20 protein-coding genes are annotated in these 17,442 nt (G+C 65.0%); 5 read left to right on the forward strand and 15 right to left on the reverse strand.

The genetic code is table 11. The features are described 5' to 3' along the window. Nucleotides 1-5 precede the first annotated feature (5 nt). Together DEH80_RS11885 and DEH80_RS11890 are read left to right on the forward strand one after the other, a co-directional pair. A complete protein-coding gene (locus tag DEH80_RS11885; protein ID WP_109720724.1) occupies nucleotides 6-362 on the forward strand; it encodes an ApeI family dehydratase in 357 nt (118 codons plus the stop codon). Further along, entirely contained in the window at nucleotides 359-1,147 is a 789-nt protein-coding gene (locus DEH80_RS11890; RefSeq protein WP_207774581.1) for a glycosyltransferase family 2 protein, read from the forward strand. Before DEH80_RS11885 ends, DEH80_RS11890 begins: the two co-directional genes overlap by 4 nt. Here the strand turns inward: DEH80_RS11890 and DEH80_RS11895 are convergent. Continuing rightward, nucleotides 1,107-2,024: a lysophospholipid acyltransferase family protein gene (locus tag DEH80_RS11895; RefSeq protein WP_133249227.1), complete on the reverse strand. Its 918-nt coding sequence runs from the start codon at nucleotides 2,022-2,024 to the stop codon at nucleotides 1,107-1,109. The genes DEH80_RS11890 and DEH80_RS11895 overlap by 41 nt on opposite strands. Nucleotides 2,025-2,131: 107 nt before the next feature. Between DEH80_RS11895 and DEH80_RS11900 the strand changes: the two genes are divergently transcribed. Beyond that, the gene (locus DEH80_RS11900; protein ID WP_109720726.1) at nucleotides 2,132-3,118 is read left to right on the forward strand and encodes a chorismate transformation FkbO/Hyg5 family protein; all 987 of its coding nucleotides are present in this window, start codon (nucleotides 2,132-2,134) and stop codon (nucleotides 3,116-3,118) included. 7 nt (nucleotides 3,119-3,125) lie between these two features. Here the strand turns inward: DEH80_RS11900 and DEH80_RS11905 are convergent, their stop codons facing one another. Genes DEH80_RS11905 through DEH80_RS11945 form a run of 10 tightly spaced genes read right to left on the reverse strand, consistent with a single transcriptional unit; the run spans nucleotide 3,126 to nucleotide 11,767 of the window. Further along, a complete protein-coding gene (locus DEH80_RS11905; protein ID WP_109720727.1) occupies nucleotides 3,126-3,560 on the reverse strand; it encodes an excinuclease in 435 nt (144 codons plus the stop codon). A gap of 55 nt (nucleotides 3,561-3,615) precedes the next feature. Further along, entirely contained in the window at nucleotides 3,616-4,848 is a 1,233-nt protein-coding gene (locus DEH80_RS11910) for a beta-ketoacyl-ACP synthase (protein WP_243412803.1), read from the reverse strand. Then, nucleotides 4,841-5,578 carry a 3-oxoacyl-ACP reductase FabG gene (gene fabG, locus DEH80_RS11915; protein ID WP_109720729.1) on the reverse strand — a complete coding sequence of 246 codons (738 nt, stop codon included), beginning with the start codon at nucleotides 5,576-5,578 and terminating at the stop codon, nucleotides 4,841-4,843. The genes DEH80_RS11910 and fabG overlap by 8 nt, the downstream gene beginning before the upstream one ends. Then, entirely contained in the window at nucleotides 5,575-6,051 is a 477-nt protein-coding gene (locus DEH80_RS11920; protein ID WP_109720730.1) for a hotdog family protein, read from the reverse strand. Before DEH80_RS11920 ends, fabG begins: the two co-directional genes overlap by 4 nt. Before the next feature lie 58 nt (nucleotides 6,052-6,109). Beyond that, complete coding sequence (locus tag DEH80_RS17345) at nucleotides 6,110-6,682, reverse strand: DUF3261 domain-containing protein (RefSeq protein ID WP_165831451.1); 573 nt, start codon at nucleotides 6,680-6,682, stop codon at nucleotides 6,110-6,112. Then, nucleotides 6,679-8,955: an MMPL family transporter gene (locus tag DEH80_RS17350; protein WP_165831452.1), complete on the reverse strand. Its 2,277-nt coding sequence runs from the start codon at nucleotides 8,953-8,955 to the stop codon at nucleotides 6,679-6,681. Before DEH80_RS17350 ends, DEH80_RS17345 begins: the two co-directional genes overlap by 4 nt. A 43-nt stretch (nucleotides 8,956-8,998) precedes the next feature. Further along, complete coding sequence (locus tag DEH80_RS11930; RefSeq protein WP_109720731.1) at nucleotides 8,999-9,634, reverse strand: outer membrane lipoprotein carrier protein LolA; 636 nt, start codon at nucleotides 9,632-9,634, stop codon at nucleotides 8,999-9,001. Further along, nucleotides 9,634-10,887 carry an AMP-binding protein gene (locus DEH80_RS11935; RefSeq protein WP_109720732.1) on the reverse strand — a complete coding sequence of 418 codons (1,254 nt, stop codon included), beginning with the start codon at nucleotides 10,885-10,887 and terminating at the stop codon, nucleotides 9,634-9,636. Before DEH80_RS11935 ends, DEH80_RS11930 begins: the two co-directional genes overlap by 1 nt. Beyond that, nucleotides 10,884-11,483 (reverse strand): COG4648 family protein, encoded by a 600-nt coding sequence (locus DEH80_RS11940; RefSeq protein ID WP_109720733.1) that lies wholly within the window; start codon nucleotides 11,481-11,483, stop codon nucleotides 10,884-10,886. Before DEH80_RS11940 ends, DEH80_RS11935 begins: the two co-directional genes overlap by 4 nt. 2 nt (nucleotides 11,484-11,485) lie before the next feature. Continuing rightward, a complete protein-coding gene (locus DEH80_RS11945) occupies nucleotides 11,486-11,767 on the reverse strand; it encodes a phosphopantetheine-binding protein (protein ID WP_109720734.1) in 282 nt (93 codons plus the stop codon). Between the two features lie 73 nt (nucleotides 11,768-11,840). On the opposite strand from DEH80_RS11945, the gene DEH80_RS11950 reads away from it, so the two are divergent. Continuing rightward, a complete protein-coding gene (locus DEH80_RS11950; protein ID WP_109720735.1) occupies nucleotides 11,841-12,305 on the forward strand; it encodes an acyl-CoA thioesterase in 465 nt (154 codons plus the stop codon). Here DEH80_RS11950 and DEH80_RS11955 read toward each other — a convergent pair. From DEH80_RS11955 to DEH80_RS11970, 4 genes are read right to left on the reverse strand one after another with little or no spacing between them, the layout of a single operon-like run. Next, nucleotides 12,302-13,600: an NAD(P)/FAD-dependent oxidoreductase gene (locus tag DEH80_RS11955; RefSeq protein ID WP_109720736.1), complete on the reverse strand. Its 1,299-nt coding sequence runs from the start codon at nucleotides 13,598-13,600 to the stop codon at nucleotides 12,302-12,304. The two genes, DEH80_RS11950 and DEH80_RS11955, sit on opposite strands and share 4 nt — an antisense overlap. Nucleotides 13,601-13,627: 27 nt before the next feature. Further along, entirely contained in the window at nucleotides 13,628-14,449 is an 822-nt protein-coding gene (locus DEH80_RS11960; protein WP_109720737.1) for a lysophospholipid acyltransferase family protein, read from the reverse strand. Then, entirely contained in the window at nucleotides 14,446-15,258 is an 813-nt protein-coding gene (locus DEH80_RS11965) for a beta-ketoacyl synthase chain length factor (protein WP_109720738.1), read from the reverse strand. Before DEH80_RS11965 ends, DEH80_RS11960 begins: the two co-directional genes overlap by 4 nt. Beyond that, complete coding sequence (locus DEH80_RS11970) at nucleotides 15,255-16,457, reverse strand: beta-ketoacyl-[acyl-carrier-protein] synthase family protein (protein WP_109720739.1); 1,203 nt, start codon at nucleotides 16,455-16,457, stop codon at nucleotides 15,255-15,257. The genes DEH80_RS11965 and DEH80_RS11970 overlap by 4 nt, the downstream gene beginning before the upstream one ends. Before the next feature lie 358 nt (nucleotides 16,458-16,815). Between DEH80_RS11970 and DEH80_RS11980 the strand changes: the two genes are divergently transcribed. Then, nucleotides 16,816-17,385 carry a hypothetical protein gene (locus tag DEH80_RS11980; RefSeq protein ID WP_109720741.1) on the forward strand — a complete coding sequence of 190 codons (570 nt, stop codon included), beginning with the start codon at nucleotides 16,816-16,818 and terminating at the stop codon, nucleotides 17,383-17,385. Nucleotides 17,386-17,442 lie beyond the last annotated feature (57 nt).

The raw sequence follows: 17,442 nt of genomic DNA on the forward strand, positions 1-17,442 counted from the left end.
AACTCATGACCGCCGTCCGCTGGACAACGCTGCCTATCGAGCAGCGCCGGAGTGAACACGGCCTGGAATTGGTTTGCCACTGGCAAATTCCCGAGCATCTGGCGTATTTCCGGGGCCATTTCACCCAAACGCCGATTGTTCCGGGCGTCGCGCTAACGCATTGGGCCATTCGCACGAGCTGCGAACACTTCGATCAAGCCCCCCACGTGGCCAGCATTGCCAATCTCAAATTTCACCATGTCCTGACCCCGCACGACGAGGTTACGCTGACGCTGCAACACAACCCCGAGGCAGGCAGCACCCGGTTTCGCTATGCCCAGGGTGAGCGCACCTATGCCAGCGGCCGGATCAACTGGCGTTGAGGCCCACGCCCGTGTCCGGCCTGAACCCCTGCATTGTCATTCCCGTGTTCAACCATGGCGCGGCCATTGGCCGCGTGCTCGAACGCCTGCGGCCGTACGGCCTGCCCTGTTGGCTCATCGACGACGGCAGCGACCGCGATTGTGCGAACACCCTGCAGCACCTGGCGGCCGAGCAGCCGGATTGGATCCGGCTGGAGCGCCTGCCCCACAACCAGGGCAAGGGCGCGGCATTTCATCACGGCCTGCGCTGCGCGCAGCAAGCCGGGCACAGTCACGTGATCCAGATCGACGCCGATGGACAGCATGCGCCGGAGGACTTGCCCCGCCTGCTCGCCGCGGCAGAAGACCGGCCGGATGCCATCATCAGCGGCGTGCCAATTTATGACGAATCCGTGCCCCGAATTCGACTCTATGGGCGCTATCTCACCCACGTCTGGGTCTGGATCAACACCGCGTCCCTACAAATCCAGGATTCGATGTGCGGATTTCGCATTTATCCCGTGACCTTCACGGCCGCGTTAATGCAGCGCAACCGCATCGGCCATCGCATGGAGTTCGATACGGATATTCTCGTCCATGCCTACTGGGATGGCGCACCCGTCGTGAATGTCCCGACGCGCGTTCGCTATCCCGAAGACGGGGTTTCGCACTTCCGTATGTTGCGCGACAACGCTCGTATTTCAGGGATGCACGCCCGGCTGTTCTTCAAAATGCTGTGGCGCCGATTCGGTCTGGGCCGGCGAATCAAACCTGCGCCTCGTCTGACCAGTAGCGGTAAAAATTGAACCAGTTATAGGGGCTGCGCCGGGCGTAGTGCTCGACCCGCGCCATATAGGCCTGGGCCTGTTGCTGGGCGAAGGCCATGCGCTGGCGACTGCCAATGGCCTGCCCGCCCGGGTGCAGGCATTCGAAGTTCACCTGATAGCGGCGCCCACCCTCGAAGGTGCAAATACCCAACAGCACCGGCACGCGCAGCACGGCCGCCAGCAGCCATGGCGTGGCCGGTACACGCACCGACTCACCGAAGAACTCGACCGTGACGGTCTTCTCCTGGGGACTGTTCACGCGGTCGGCCATCAGGCCCACCACGCAGCCCTCTTCAATGGCATCTCGGATCGCCAGACCCAGTTCCGTGGATGCCTGGGATGAGTCGATCACCAGATCCAGCAACGCGGGATTTACGCTCCGCAGCGCGGCGTTCAGCGCGGCGCCGTGAGACAGATCCATCAGCACTCGCAGGGACAAATTGTCCTCACGCTGCTGTGCGGCCCCGCGCATGGCGTCAAAGCTGCCCAGGTGGGCGCTGAGCAACAAGGCGCCCCGCCCGGAGCGGGTGATCGAATCGAAGAGTTCCGCGCCCTGCACGCAGACATCGAAAACGCCCTGATCGTCGGTATAGAAATACAGCCGATCCAGGATCGTCGACGCGAAGACATGCAGATGACGCCAGATATCCCCACGCCGGACCGGGCGGTCCAGCACACGGCGCAGGTAGTCTCGCGAAGCCTGGCGCGCGTCGCGCCCGGTCAGCACGAAATAACTCACGATGGGCCATAGCATCAGTCGCGTCAGCGGGCGACCGAGACACCGGCCCAGCCAGAAAACCACGCGAATCCAGAAGCCACTGCCCCGCTCTTGGTAAGATCGCCATTCTTCGCTCACGCGATGCACTATCCACTGTTCAATTCAATTGCCCGCCCACGCCGCTGGCCAGGGCAAGCTTCCGAGACCACAGGGGGCTTGCCGAGCCGCGGCCAGTCCTGCTGACCATGCTGACCGTCCACACGTCCCACCTCAACACGCCAACCTTGCTGGACAGCCCGGATGTCATGGCGGTCGTGGATTTTGCACAAACCCCGGGGCCGCGCCCCGAGGATCCCCGCCAGATGGTCACCCCGTTGGGCAGTCAGGCCAATCTACGCGAGGTCTGGACCACGTCCTCGGGCCCCGTGACTTCGGGCCAGACCGGACGCATCCAGTTCGTTCGCAGCGGCACCGAAACCATCGGTACGCTGGTGCTCGAAGACGCCGGGCAGGCCATCGAAACCCTGGCCTACCGTGCCTACACAGAGCTGCTGACATGGCTGGATGCCCAGCCCCATCAACATCTCTGGCGGGTCTGGAATTTCCTGGCCGACATCAACATCGGTGATGGCGACCAGGAACGGTATCGCCTGTTCAGCGTGGGCCGCCTGCGCGCGCTGCGGGAGTCTGCCGTGCCGGATCGCGCCTTGCCGCCTGCCACGGCCATCGGATGCCAGGCGCCCTTGGTTTATCTCATGTTCATCGCAGGGGGACAGCCGTGCCAACCGGTCGAAAACCCGCGACAACTGTCCGCCTATCGCTATCCACGCCGGTACGGACCTGCCAGCCCGTCCTTTGCGCGCGCAGCCAGGGTCGATGCGGGGTCACTCATCGTCTCCGGCACGGCCAGCATTGTCGGCCATGAGACCCAGCATCCGGGCGATTGGGCACGGCAGCTGGACGAAACCCACCGCAATCTCGAAGCACTGACCGCCCACGCCGGTGTGGAGGCCGCGCCCCGAGCACTACGCGCCTATCTGCGGCCCGAGGTCCCACTGGGGCCTGTTGTCGAGCGCATCCGCGCACGCTGGGGTGAGCATCTCGATGTGATCCCGCTCGTCGGCGAGATCTGCCGCACCGACCTGATGCTGGAAATCGAGGGTGTCTGGCCATTGTCGGCCCACACCACCGCTGACCGCAGCGCGGCTGCATCACGCGCCGCGGAGGTCTGACCGCCTGTTAGTCGAATTTAACGGCTTCGCCCTTCATGGTGACACCCGCAATGATGTTCCCCGCCCCGCACATGTACTCGGACTGAGACGAGAACGGCGTATTGCGGTAGTTACTGGTGATGTTGACCACGGCATCGGCCCCGAGGCCCACCGCACGGTCGCGCAGCGACAACATGGCCGACAGCAGCGCCCATTCGCAGGCTTCCTGATCGGTCTTGTTAAAGGCGTTGGTCTTCTTGTTCGACTGGTATTCGCCAAGCCGGGAGGCAATGGCCGGATGGGCCTGATCGCCAAAATAGAACTTCACATCATTGCCGAGCCGATTCTGCACATCTTCGCGTGCAAAAAAGTCAGATAGCGGATAGGTCTTGTGATCATCCCGCGCCTGGGCTGGCGCCACGGCCACCAAGCCGAGCAAGAGGGCAAATATCCATTGTTTCATGCGTGCAAACTCCGTTTTGCATGGGGCCTGCCGCCGAGACGGCAAACCGCTGACATCAGGCCTGCCAGCGCTTGAATATTAGCGAACTGTTGACGCCCCCAAAAGCAAAGTTGTTGTTCATGACGTATTCGGTGTCGATGTCGCGACTTTCGCCCATCAGGTAGTCAAGCTCGCCACAGGCCGGGTCAGGCGTGCGGAGATTGAGGGTGGGGTCGAAACGGCCCCGGTTCATCATCTCGATCGCAAACCACGACTCCAAAGCGCCGCAGGCGCCCAGGGTATGCCCCATATGGCCCTTGTACGAGGCCATGGGCTTGAAACCCAAGACCTCGACCGTGGCCTGACTCTCGGCCACATCGCCATGATCCGTGGCCGTGCCATGCCCGCAGACGAAACCCACCTCACTGGCCGGGATGCCCGCATCCTTAAGCGACTGCCGCATGGCGTGGGCCATCATGTCTTGGCTGGGCCGCGTGGCATGCGCCCCATCGGAGCTGGCCCCATACCCCACGACCTCGGCCAGAATGGTCGCACCCCGCCGCTGCGCCGACTCCAGCGATTCAAGCACGAAGGAGCAGCCGCCCTCGCCGATGACGAGACCATCGCGTTCGGCGTCGTACGGCGAAGGCGTTTGGGTGGGCGTGTCGTTCTTGATACTGGTGGCATACAGCATGTCGAAGACGACGGCCTGCGACGGGCAAAGCGCCTCGGAGCCCCCGGCGACCATGGCCTCGATACGACCGAAGCGAACCGCCTCATAGGCATAGCCAATCGCCTGGCTGCCAGACACGCAGGCGCTGGAAGTCGGAATAATCCGCCCCTTGAGCCCGAAGTGCATGCTGACGTTGGCCGCGGTGGTATGCGGCATCATGCGCAGGTAGCTGGTGGAGCTGACGCCACTCCGGCCGTCACCGCCCAGGAACTTGCTGAGTTCCATGGTCGCCGCCGTGCAGCCGCTCGACGACCCATAGGCGACGCCGATTTCCGTGAGATCCGCCGTCTCCAATGGAAACGCCGCCTGCTCCAGCGCCAGTTCGGAGGCGCGGACAGCCAGCTTTGAAACCCGCCCCATGGTCCGGGTTTTCTTGCGGGTATAGCTTGCCGGCAACTCGAACTGTGGAATCACACCGGCCAGCCGGGTCCGCATGTCCTCGTACTGGTCCCAGTCCGGCATGTACCGGATACCGCTGACATGCTGACCGAGACGGTCGGCAATATCGTCCCAGCTGCCGCCTAGCGGACAAAACCCGGCCATCCCTGTGACGACCACGCGATCTGGCTTAGCCAAGCATGCCTCCGTTAATGGAGATCACCTGTCGGGTGATGTAGCCGGCATCCTTGGAGCACAGAAATGCGATGAGCGCCGCGACCTCTTCCGGCTCGCCGATGCGCTTGGCAGGGATGAGCTTCAGCATTTCTTCCATGGGCGCCTCGCTGATCATCTCGGTGCGAATCGGGCCAGGGGCCACGCAGTTGACGGTGATCTTGCGACCGGCCAGCTCCACTGCCAAGGCCTTGGCGGCGCCGATGATGCCGGCCTTCGATGCACTGTAGTTCACCTGACCGCGATTGCCCATGAGGCCAGAGACCGACGTCAGCGCCACGATGCGCCCGGGTGCTCGGCGCCGGATCATCGGCATGGTCAGCGGATGCAAGACGTTGTAGAAACCGTCGAGGTTGGTGGTCATGACGCGGTCCCAGTCGGCCTCACCCAGCGCGGGAAAGGCACCGTCGCTGGACACGCCCGCGCTGAGCACCACCCCGTAATAGGCGCCGTTCGCCTCAATATCCGCAGTAATGGCCTGCCGGGCCTGCTCGCGGTTGCCCACGTCGAACTTGAGCAGGCGCCCCTGCCCCCCGGCCTGGACAATCGCATCCAGCACGGCCGCCGCCTCGTCATCACGGCTGCGGTAGTTGATGACCACGGTGTAGCCATCGGCGGCCAGCCGCTCCGCAGCGGCCCGACCAATGCCCCGGCTAGCCCCGGTAATCAATATGGATTCAGCTGATTCAGTCATGCGTTCTCTTGGAGGTACCGGAGCGGATCGGCCGGCTGGTAAACATTGATGCGGGCGCTCATCAGGCTTTGGCCATCACGCAGCACCTGACAATCGAAGGTCGCCAGCCCGTCGTCTGGCATGTTGATCTCACGAGCCTCAACATCCAACACATCGCCGAAACCAAAGGCATCCACGGCGCACCGCACCTTGCGGGCACTCACCAGAAAACCGATCTTGACCGGCTGCCCCTGCGTGGTCGCCAGCACCCCGCCGTACGCCGCGATGGTTTGCGCCATGTACTCGATGCCCACCCAAACCGGCACGCCATCGGCATCAGCAAACTGGCAGTCCGGATGAATGTCCACACGCGCCATCAATCGCCCTGGCTCCACAGTCAGGATTTGGTCCACCAGGGCCATCGGCGCGTCATGCGGCAGGAACGCCTCGGCGGCACAGGGCAGCGAGGGCAGACTGAATTCAGATTGCGTCATGCGCGGAATCGCATCGGCGGGGTCTGTAGCAAGGCGGTACGGGACCAGCGGAACCCGGTCATGGCCCGGACGGTGGCTTGGTGCCGGTCGCGCCTAGTGGCTGACCCACAAGCGTATAGCCGAGCCCCGGGTTGAACAACCGCCAACCGCCATCGGCAAGGTATTCCACCGTGGCCACGAGCTGATTCCCGCATGACAAGGTCCGCAGGCCGTTGCGCTCCGTCAGCGACCACCTGCCGCGTGGCAGTTGTGCCTGGAGTCGCTCGACAGGCCAGTGCACCAGCTGAAAGTCACCGACCAGCACCCGGGCATCGAAATCAGCGGGCGGCCCACCGATCCACTCGACCACAGGTTCGCCGGCCTCGTACTCCAGCCGAAACCAGTCGAGGCCCAGCGGGCTCAAACCCCGTAGCTGGAGCCGCTCCGGATCGCGGCTAACCACCGCCACCAGACGGCGCTCGTCGCCACCTTGCGGCTGCAGTCGGACGAGCTCGGCCCAGTCCTTAGCGACCGGCCAACCCACCACCGGCTGAGGCGGCAAGATCGGCGTGCAAGGGGGCACCCCGAGCCAGCGCGTACAGGCCGGAAGCACGCAGGCGACCAGCAGCGGCAGCATCCAGCGTTGCATCATCGCACCCTCAACCAACCTGCCCGCCACAACCCAAGCGTTGAGACAAAGGCGACCACAACACCGCACACCACCGTGGCACCGAACTCGGCCAGGGCCGGTGTCGCGCTCAGACCCAGCAGGCCGAATGCCAGCAACGTGGTCAGCATGGAGAGCACGATGGCGACCAGCGTGCGCTGGCGGTCGCGCACCGTCTCCGCAGCAAAGACGGCGTAGTCGATGGCCAGGCCCAGCACCAGCAGCAGCGCGAACAGACGAAACACGCTGAATCCCGCCTGCGCCCAGCCACACAGTCCAAGCGTGACCGCGACCGCCAGGCCAGGTGGCACGGCGACGACCGCTGCCCGCAGCAGGCCGTACCGCAGCACCACGATCAGGCCGGCAACCACGGCCGCGAACAGCAGCACCCGCGTCGCATCCCTGCGCGCCGCCGCCAGACCGGCTTCGGCCTGCGCCACCGTGTCCAACCATTGCAGATCAAGACCAGCCTTTCGCTGCCGGTTCACCATCTGCTGCAACCTCGGCAGGTCGCTGACGCCCCCCAGGCGCAGGAGCGCGCCCCAACCCTGATCCAGAGGTCGAATCAGTCCCGCGTGCGGCGTTGCTGCGGTCAAGGTCTGCCAGCGCTCGAATGTCAGCGGCCGGCTCGCATGAAACGCGGCGCGACGTGCATCCACCCACTGTGATGGGGCTTGCAGCCGGGCCGCCAGGCGATCCAGGGCGGCGCCAGGCGCATAGAGCGTTGCTGCCATCGCGGCGTGGGAAGCCTGCTGCCGCCCGAGCGAGGGCAGCGACCGGCCAGCCTGTATCACCGTCGTTACCACCCCATCGCCGCGCAACCGATCCAGGGCCGGGCCCACCTGCTCCAACGCCCGTAGCAGGGACTCTTGGTCGTCGGCACGCAGCACCAACATTTGCGACGCCTCCACCCCGCCGACCAGCGCCTGCACGCGCCCGGCTTCGGCCAGCAATGCGGGCGCGCTGTAGTACATCGCGCGCAAGTCATCATTGGGGGCCAGCCGTAGCAGTCCGGTCATGGCCACAGCAGCGGCGAGCGTGCCCAGCAGCAGCCCCCAGCGCGGCTTGGAGCGCCGGCCTGTCAGCAGCCAGTCGGCGAGTCGCATGGCCGCGGGCCGCGGCTGCCACCGGTCCAGCCGTGGCCAGTAGGCCAGCAGAGCGAAGACCGTGACATACGCACCGGACAGCCCGACCACTGAAAAAACGGCGACCTGCTGGAGACTTTGAAACGGCGCCAGCAACAGCCCGGCAAACGCGATGCATGTGGTCGCCCAGCCCAGCGTGACCCCCGGCCGAATGGCGCGCACCCGCGCCCGCGCATCCCCCTGGGCCAGCAACAAATGAAACGCGTAGTCCACGGCCACCCCGATCAGGGTGGCACCGAATACCAGCGCGATCAGGTGCAAGGTATCGAAGACCGTCACCACAGCGGCCAGCCCCAGCAACAGGCCGGAGCCGACGCTCAACGCGGTTAGCAGCAGCGGCGCCGGGTGCAGGAACAACCAGCCAAGCAAGACTCCGATCGCGAGCAGCGACACCGTTCCAATCCGGCGCATCTCCGACTGCGAACGCTGGGCGGCCGTGTCGGCATGCCGGCTGACACTGAGCTCCAGCAGTTGCACGCCAGGGGCGGCGACAGCGAGGGTGGCTTTCAGCGCGTCCAGCGCATCCACCGTGGTGGCCGCGGCCGCCAGGCCAAACCCACCAGCAGACGAGCGTAACCGCAGCACGCCCCAATCGCGGCCATCACCACGAACAACGGGCAGCCCGTCAATCCAATCAACATCGCCAGCCGGCCAGCGACTCGCAGCGAAACGCCCGAGGGTTCCGAACAGGTCTTCGGCCACGCCGTAGCCGCCCAAGCCACCGGTGGGCCCGTGCAGACGCCGCAAGGCCCGATCAGCCCAGGCATCCGCGCTCTGCTGCCGCAGGTCCGCGAGGTCGGCCGTGGTCAGCAAGTGCCCGGCATGTGGCCGCAAGGCCGGATCGGCCCAAAGCGCCGCAGGGGGTTGCATGGGCTGGAGCAGGGCTTGGCTTGCAAGCCAGCGGTCCGCAGCCTGAATGGCCTGACGCAGCCCATCGCGCCGCGGGTGACCGATCAGCAACAGCGTCTGGTCCAGCGATGCTTCGACGATGTCATCGACCCAGGCATCCAACTCGGAGTCGGCAGTCGACCCGCCAAAGGCGGCACGGATATCCGTTTCGAGCGCTAGGCCACGGTGGCCCGCGACGACGAGCAGCCCCGCGGCCACACTCATGAGCACCCCCCAGGCCCAACGGCAAACGCGTTGGCCGGCAGGCCTAGTCAACCAGCACGCCCCGTTCGCTTTCGGTGAGTGGACGATCCGGAGCCGGTGTCAGTTCGATCTCGGTCGCCTCGCCATTGACGTGCTTGATTCGGATCTCGCGCACGAATTGATCCCCACGCAACCGAACCTGCTGGATCACGGACGCCACGGCCGCGTCTCGCGGCGACAGCTGCACCGTCCAGCCCTGATCGTCGAGTTGGACCATCACATCAAACATGGCGTCTAGGCGTCGAAACCGGCCCGCCACCCAATCTGTCAGCAACTGCCCGGTCAGGCGCTGCGCCGTCGCCCCAAGCTCGACAGGCGCCCAGGCTCCCTGGCCCACCCGCTCGTCCACGCGACCCTGCCGTACCCGCAAGGCGGACTCCGCTGGCGACAACACATGCCAGTACAGCCCGGCATCCGACAACAGGGCAAACCGCCCGGTGGACAGCAGCGGGAACGGTAAGGAGTCAATCTCGCGGCGCTGGGTGAACGTCCCCGTGAGCTCCTCGGCCGCGCGAACCCGGGCCTCGACCTCAGCGATGCCTGACGCGGCCGCATCGGCCTGCGCCGCACCCGCCGCGCTGCCAAGTACCCAGATCACCCCGAGCAACCGCGCCCCATGCATCACACGCCGCCAGGGCATTAGTCAGCCTCTCCCTGCTCCAGCAAGACGCGAATCGCCGCAGCCGTCGGCTTGCCGGTCGCTGTCTTGGGAATCGCGCTCACCCGACGCAATGGTCGGGGGATAAACACCGGGTCGATGCGCTCGGCCAGCCAGCGACGAATCTGCGAACTCGACGGTGATCCGACGACCACCGCGCCGACCCGTCCCGCGCCGGACAGGCCCACCACAGCCGCATCTTCCACGCCGGGGATGGCCAGTAACTGCCGCGTCAGCGCCTGCCTGGAATAGCGCTTGCCGGCCACCTTGATCATGTCGTCCGGCCGACCAAGCAGCCGAAACCCTGTGGCATTCACGACCTCGATCTGGTCCTGGACCTGAGCCTGCTGCGGCAGATGCTCGCAGACCAATCCGCCGTCCACCGCATCGAACCGGATGCCGGGAAACAACTGCCAGATCGCGTCGCGGCAGGGCTCACGACTGGCAATCGCCCCGGTTTCGGTGCTGCCGTAAATCTCGACCACCCGACACCCCAGCGTTGATTCGAGCGACCGCGCGAGCTCGGCTGACAGCGGCGCTGACGCTGAGATCACAACATCGATGGGTGGCAGCACAACCTGGCTCTTCAGCACGGCCTGGAGATGCACCGGCGTGCTCACCAGCACTCGCGGCCCATCCACGGCCTCCAGCGCAGACGCAACATCCGCCGGAAAAAATGGTCGGCCCGCATGAACACGGTATCGGCCAGCCAGTACCGTCAGCACCGTCAGCTCAAGCCCGTACATGTGCTGCGGCGGCACGGTGGCCACCAACGCAGCATGCTGTGCCAGACCATGCCGGTCCAGACCGGCGACCAGACACCGCGCATCCCCCAGCAGGTTTGCCCAAGTCTTGCTCACGGGCTTTGGGGCGCCGGTGCTGCCCGAGGTAAAGCCCACGGTGGCCAGCTGCGCATCGGGCAGCTTATCCAGGCCCTGGGCGTCTCGGGTGCCCGTCCTGGGGAGCGGCGCATCCACATCCCGACAAGCCTGGGCGTCCGGGTACCGCGCGAGCACCGCCTCAATCGCCGCGGCAGAATCCGCGCTGGGCAGCAGACAGGGCTGACCACGCCGCGCCGCAGCCAGCAACACGGTGGCGAAATCCATGCGGTCCACGCACAGATTGAGCAGTGGTCGGGCTGGATCGGCCCCTGCCAACGCGGCCGCTCTCGCCCACAGCACCGCAGGTTCCACCACCGATTCGCGACGACTTTGCCAGCCAGCGACCACGGTCATCGAATGTCCCGGACATCCGTGTTGGCCAGCCCTCGGATGTAATCACGAACAGAGGTGTGCTCGGCTTCGGGAACGATGAGTCGACGCAGGAAGAACTCGCCGGCAAAGACAGCCAGCACAATCCCGTAGCTGATGAAGTTGGTGAACAACGACCAAGCCTCATCGCTGGCCCCGATGGCCAACACCACGCTGATCAGGCCCATCAAGGCAAAAAAACCCGCCCAGAACGCCGTCAGGCGGCGGGTATAGCGCACCAGTATGGGCGGCAGGGCCTCACCGCGAATCTTGGCCGCCATAAAAGAAATAATCGGTGTGCGGCCTGGCGCCAGGCTTTGCATGAAAAAGACGCAAAGAAACCCGTTCATCAGCACTGGCGGCAGATAGAGGAAATAAATCGCCAGGCCCGTCGCACTGGCCCAGACCAGCGCTGCACTGCCCAACACCGCGACACCGATGGCCCAGCTGCGGCGCCGTTGCAACGGCCCCAGCAAACTCATCAGCAGCAACAGCACCAACGCCGCGGCATAAAGCGCCGTGGCCTCGGTCACGATGGCCGCGTGCACCAGCAGTGGATACGCCAGCCAGAGCAGGCGCATCGTCAGCCGTCGCGGTTTGCGGAGACGAAATCCGTCAATGAGCGCAAGGACCGGAAAATTTCCTTGTTGCGGGCATCGTCGGCACGGATGTGCACGCCGTACTTCTGCGCAATCGCCTGGGCGATCTCCAGCGCGTCGATCGAATCGAGCCCCAGGCCCTCCTCGTCAGCACCGAACAGGGGCGCCTCAGGCGCGATATCCTCCGGCGCTTCGTCTTCCAGATTCAGCGTGTCGACGAGCAGGGAGGCCATGTCCAGTTCGGACTCGGAAAGGGAACTCTGCATTGCAGGAACAATTGGGTAAGGTGAAGGCCTTTCATTCTACCGTGGACCGTTTGGCCGCTGCGACACGCCTCTCATGATCGAACACGAGACTTTGCTCACAGTGCCTTTTCACGATGCCGACATGATGGGCGTCACCTGGCATGGCCACTATGTGCGCTATCTGGAGATCGCCCGCTGTGAGCTGCTGGAGCAGGTGGGCTACACCTACCTGGACATGTACGCCTCGGGCTTTGCCTGGCCCGTCGTCGATCTCAAGCTGCGCTACGCCCGCGGCTGCACCTTTGGCGACCGGCTGCGCATCCGGGTCCAGGTCGAGGAAACCGAGTTCCGACTCAAGCTGTTCTACCGCATCGAGCAGGCCGATACCGGCGAATTGCTCACCAAGGCCTGGACCACACAGGTCGCGGTGGACGCCAAGACGGGTGAGATGATCTACCCCTCGCCCACCGCGCTAACGGAGAAGATGACGGCTTACGCAGCGACGCTGGGCACCGAACCGACGACAGCAGGCGGCGCGAAGAAATCCGTGCGACCCTAATTCACCACCGCGCGCACACGGGCGCGTCGCCGTAGCCACTCACGCACGGCGCTCACCGGCTTCAGGCAGCTGAAGAAGTAGTAAAGCCCACGGAAGAACATCAGCCGCGGCCGCACGCCGTTGTCGCGCTCCACGTCACCCGCCAGCAGGGATGTCACCGCTTCCTGCACGCGCCAGGGGTTGCCCGGATTCGTGAACAAATGGCGGATGCCCGGCGAGTTGAAGCGGGCGATCATCCAGGTGAAGTCCTTGACGCTTCGCTTTTGCACCCGCTCGAACTCGTCCCGCAGGGCCGCGGCTTCGGGCGCCCCGCGGAGTTCGGCATCGACATAAGCCGCACCGCGCAGCGCTCCGCGCATGCCCAGCAGCACGCCGCTGGAAAAGACCGGGTCGACGAACGCCCAGGCATCACCGACAAGAATCGCGCCGGGAAAGCACATCTGCGAACACTGGTAGGAGTAGTTGCCGGCGGCCCGCACCTCGCCAACCAGTTCGGCATGCGCCATGCGCTGACGAACATGCGGCGGGGTCAGGGCGATGGTGTCGGCCAGAAACGCCTCGGTGCTGCCGCGGCGCGTCTTGAGATAAGCCGGGCTGCACACCGCGCCGACGCTCATCAGCCCGTCCGGCAAAGGAATAAACCAGATCCAGCCATGCTCGAACCAGCACACACTGATCAAACCGGCCTCGGGGCCCGGGTTGCGCGGCACATGACGAAAATGGCCGAAGATGGCCGCGCTGGCATGACGCATGTTCTTGCGCTTGATGCCGAACTGCCCGGCCAGCAGGGTGTCGCGGCCGGAGGCATCCACCACGTAGCGGGCCTGCCAGCACTGGGGCTCGCCGCCCTCTGGCGTGACCGTCAACGCGGCGCCCTGGCCCTCATCGGCGAAGGTCACACCTGTCACCTTGGTCTGCTCGAAGATCTGGGCGCCGCGGCGCCCGGCATTCCGCAGCAGCACCTCATCCAGCTGGTCGCGACGGACCTGATAGGCGTCGGGAAAATTCTTGTCCAGGGCATCGCGGAAATAAAACCGGTGCGGCGGGTTGTCGGGATTGACGTCGTAGAACTCCGCACCGGGTTTGTAGACGCCGATACGCTTGACCTCGTCCAGCACCCCGATGCGCTCGAATACCGGCTGATTCATCGGCAACAGGGATTCGCCAATATGAAAGCGTGGATGCTTCTCCTTTTCGAACAAAACCACGTTCCAGCCTTTCTCGGCCAACGCGTAGGCAGTGGTGGAACCCGCCGGACCGCCACCGATCACAGCGACGTCACAGGTCTGCGTCATGCAAATCTCCAAGCTCGACAGGGCCGCTCAGGTTTCACGATGAGCGTGCCGGTGTTGTTCAAGAAACGCTTCTAAATGGGCGGTGAGCCGACGCGCTGCCACCGCGCGGCTGACGCCCGCGTCCAGAAAGGCTGCAATATCGATCGGCTCACCCACCCGGAGCGAAATATGAAATTTACGCGAGGGCACCGAGTACCAGGGCAGGCCCTTGGTCAGCGTGCTGGGCTGGCAATCAATGATGATCGGCCGCAACGGCTTGCCGGCACGCAACGCGATATTCGCCGTCCCGCGCTGCAGCCGGACCGGCTCGCCGGGTCGGGTCCGGGTGCCTTCCGGAAAGATAATCAGGCTGTGGTTGGCAGCCAGCACCTCGGCGCAGCGGTCCACCAGCCGGGCTGAATCCACGTTGGGCACATAGCCAGCCGATCGCACCGGGCCGGCCGTGAACGGGTTTCGGAACAGCGCGCTCTTGACCACGCAGCTGGTCTGCGGAACCTGCGACATCACCATCACGACATCGATCAGGGTCGGGTGATTCGCAATGAGCAATTGCCCGGGCTCGCGGAGCTTGTCGGCGCCCTCAATCGAATAACTCATCACCCGAAGGCAGCGCATGATTTCCACGAACACGCGCATCGCGCAGTGAATGACGAACTGCATCCGGTGATGCACGCGCGCCCGATTCCAGGTCAGCAGCCAGACCAGCGGAAACACCACCAACCCCATCAGGATGCCCCCGATCCCGAACAGCAGGAACGACAGGCCGGTCCCCGCAATACGCCAGACACGATTCAGCGCCGCGCCCACCGGGGCCACCCAGTCCGGCAGCGCATCCGACGAGGTATTCATGTCGCGGCGGGCCCGAAGTCAACCGCGAGCCCGTACCTGCCGGAGGGCATCGGCAGCGTCACCGTGCCAGCGGTCTGGCGCGCCACCTGCTCGAGCAGTGGCAGTGCACGCGCGGCCGGGTTGGCCCGGCGCATCGATTCCAGCGGTCCCTGCAATGTCGTCTCGCCCGGCTCGGCGAATGCATCCAGCGTCAGCTGCCCCAGACTGCATGCCGGGTCGCGACCCAGCAGCCATGCGACGGCAAAGGGGATCGGCACGGGCCGTGCCCGTGACAGCGGAGGCTGGGTCATGACATCAAAGCAAACCATCAGCACGGGGGTGTCCGGCTGGTCATGCAATTGCAGGGCCGCCTCCACCAGACCGGCCGCCAGGCTGGCGTCATAGGCCGACAAGCTGGTCGACGCCACACGCGCCGCGTTCGCAATGCCCCAGTAGCCCGCCGATGCGTTGTGCACGGAGTTGTGGAACTGGGTGGGCGACAGCGCGACGGGCTCACGGGTCAGCGCCCGGCAGATGTCATCGACGATGTCCATGTCACCACTGCATGACGCAAACACGGTGCGCAGCGCCGAGCGGTCACGGGATGACGCCGCCAGTGCATCCTCGCAGGCCGCAAAGGCGATGCGGGTGATTCTGGACGAGCGCCGACGTTCATTTTTGGGCAGCCCCGTTGGCGGCGGGTAACGTTCGACATCAGTCACCTCAGGCACGGGCGCCTGCCCGCGCAGACAAGCGAGAGCGGTTGCCCAGTCCGGCCAGCCGGGTGCGAACAAACCGACCGCCTCCAACTCGATGCTCAGCCGGCTCATACCGTCCCGCCAAGAATGAGACAGGCGTTGCTGCCACCAAACCCGAAGGAATTGCTGAGCACGTGACGCACCGATTGCCGACGCAGCGTCAGCGGGATGTCGACGCCGATCTCCGGGTCCACCTGCTCGGTATTCAGGCTCTGCGGGACGTAACCATCCCGAATACTCAGCAATCCGATCACCGCTTCCAGCACGCCGGCCGCCCCCAGGCAATGTCCGGTCCAGCCCTTGGTGGAACTGGCGGGCACCGCATCGCCAAACAGGCCTCGCACGGCGTAGGCTTCGGACCGGTCGTTCGCCGGCGTGCCGGTGCCATGCAGATTCACGTAATCGATATCGCCCGGCTGCAGGCCTGCACGTTCCAGGGCTTCGTCCATGGCCAAGCGAGCGCCGGCGCCCTGCGGGTCGGGCGTTGACATGTGGTGCGCATCACTGCTTTCCCCATAGCCAAGTAACCGCCAGGGTGCGGGTTCGGAGGGCCGTTCCAGCAGCGCAAAGCCGGCGGCTTCACCAATGGAAATGCCATCGCGGCGGGCGTCCGCAGGCCGACAAGCCTGCGGCGACACCAGTTGCAAGGCATGAAATCCGAACAGTGTGGTCTCGCAGAGACTGTCGACGCCTCCGACCAGCGCCGCATCACACAACCCGGCATGGATCGCCCGGCTGGCTGCGGCAAAGACCTTGGCGCTGGACGAACAGGCGGTGGAAATGGTCTGGCTCAGCCCGGTCAGCCCCAACGCGGCCGACACGAAGGCGGTCACCGAATGCACATTGTGCGAGTAACGGTAGGCATACCAGTCCGGCAGGCGGGCGAATGCGTCATCCGCCGCCTGACGGTAGGCCTGCTCGGTGTGGGCAATGCCCGAGGTGCTGGTACCCAGGAACACACCGATACGATCAGCCCCAACGCGTGACCGGCAGGCCTCGATGCGTTCGCGCAGCGCATCCTGTTGCAACCCCAGCCAGGCCAACCGGTTATTCCGGCAATCGTAGTCGGCCTGGGCCGACGGTATTGCGACCGTGTCCAATCCGTCGACCGCCCCCAGCCACCCGGGCGCATGTGCGTAGGGCGCCAGATCACACGCGGGCCGCAATCCGCTGCGCCCCGCCTGCAAGGCCTGGGCGTGCGCCGCCAACCCCCGCCCCAGACTACTGGTGGCCGTGGCGGCGGTAATGGCAAGAGCAGTGGATTCGGACATGCAAGATCAACGGCGAATTCGGGCAACAGGTCTGCGGGTAATCGACGCCGATCATGCGTCGCGGCCCAGCGCTGACCGGCAGCGGACCCGTTGCTCACATAATAGCGACGGCTGTGATCGAACGCTCGGAAATTCCGGCTGTAGCCGGTAAGTTAGGCGGCATGCATGGGACGGCGGGCGCAACGGACCGAATCATCAGACGTTCGGCTGCTTGCGCACAACGCACCTGCCTCGGCGGCGACCGTAACACCGCCGAACGCGCAGGGGCATTGCCTGGGAACCGGGTCACGGATTGCTGTCAGGTGCTGTCGGCAGACGCCTTTCTGGCGCTGGCCATCCATTTCATCAAGGGGATCACATGACACTGAAACAACTGGGCCTGGGCGCCCTCTCGCTGATACTGCTTGCTGGCTGCGCGTCGGTTGAGCTCAAGGACGGTGAACGCGACATGGTCGGCACCACCCTCTACACCAAGACCAACCTGCATCCGGACGAGGCCGCACGACGCCTCTACGCGGTCAACTATCAGCAGGCCGGGCTGATTCCGGTCTGCACCGCCGTGACCGTCAAGGATGTGGACGGTGACGCCATGGTCTTCACGGTCAACGAGACGAACCGCGAGTACACCTACATCTACCACAAGGCAGCCGCCGAGCCGTTTCCGGACCACATCAAGCGATTCTTCGGGTTTTCCTGCCCCGAAGACGAGATTGGCAGTCTGTCCGCAATCGACCAGCAAGGCATCCGCACCGGCAAGGCCCTCAAGGGCATGAGCAAACGCGGCGTGATCATCGCCATCGGCCTGCCGCCACGGCACGTGACACCGGATCCGCAGCGCATGGATCAGTGGACTTACTGGTCCAATCGCTTCAATCGGTTTCTGGTGACGTTTGACGAAAACGGTCAGGTGACCGGCATTCAGGACTAACCGACACCGCCCGTCCGCTCCACGGCATCGCCTCGGCGGCTGCCGTGGGGCGGGCCC

Origin of the sequence: Abyssibacter profundi, from assembly GCF_003151135.1 — a bacterium.
Taxonomy (GTDB): domain Bacteria; phylum Pseudomonadota; class Gammaproteobacteria; order Nevskiales; family OUC007; genus Abyssibacter; species Abyssibacter profundi.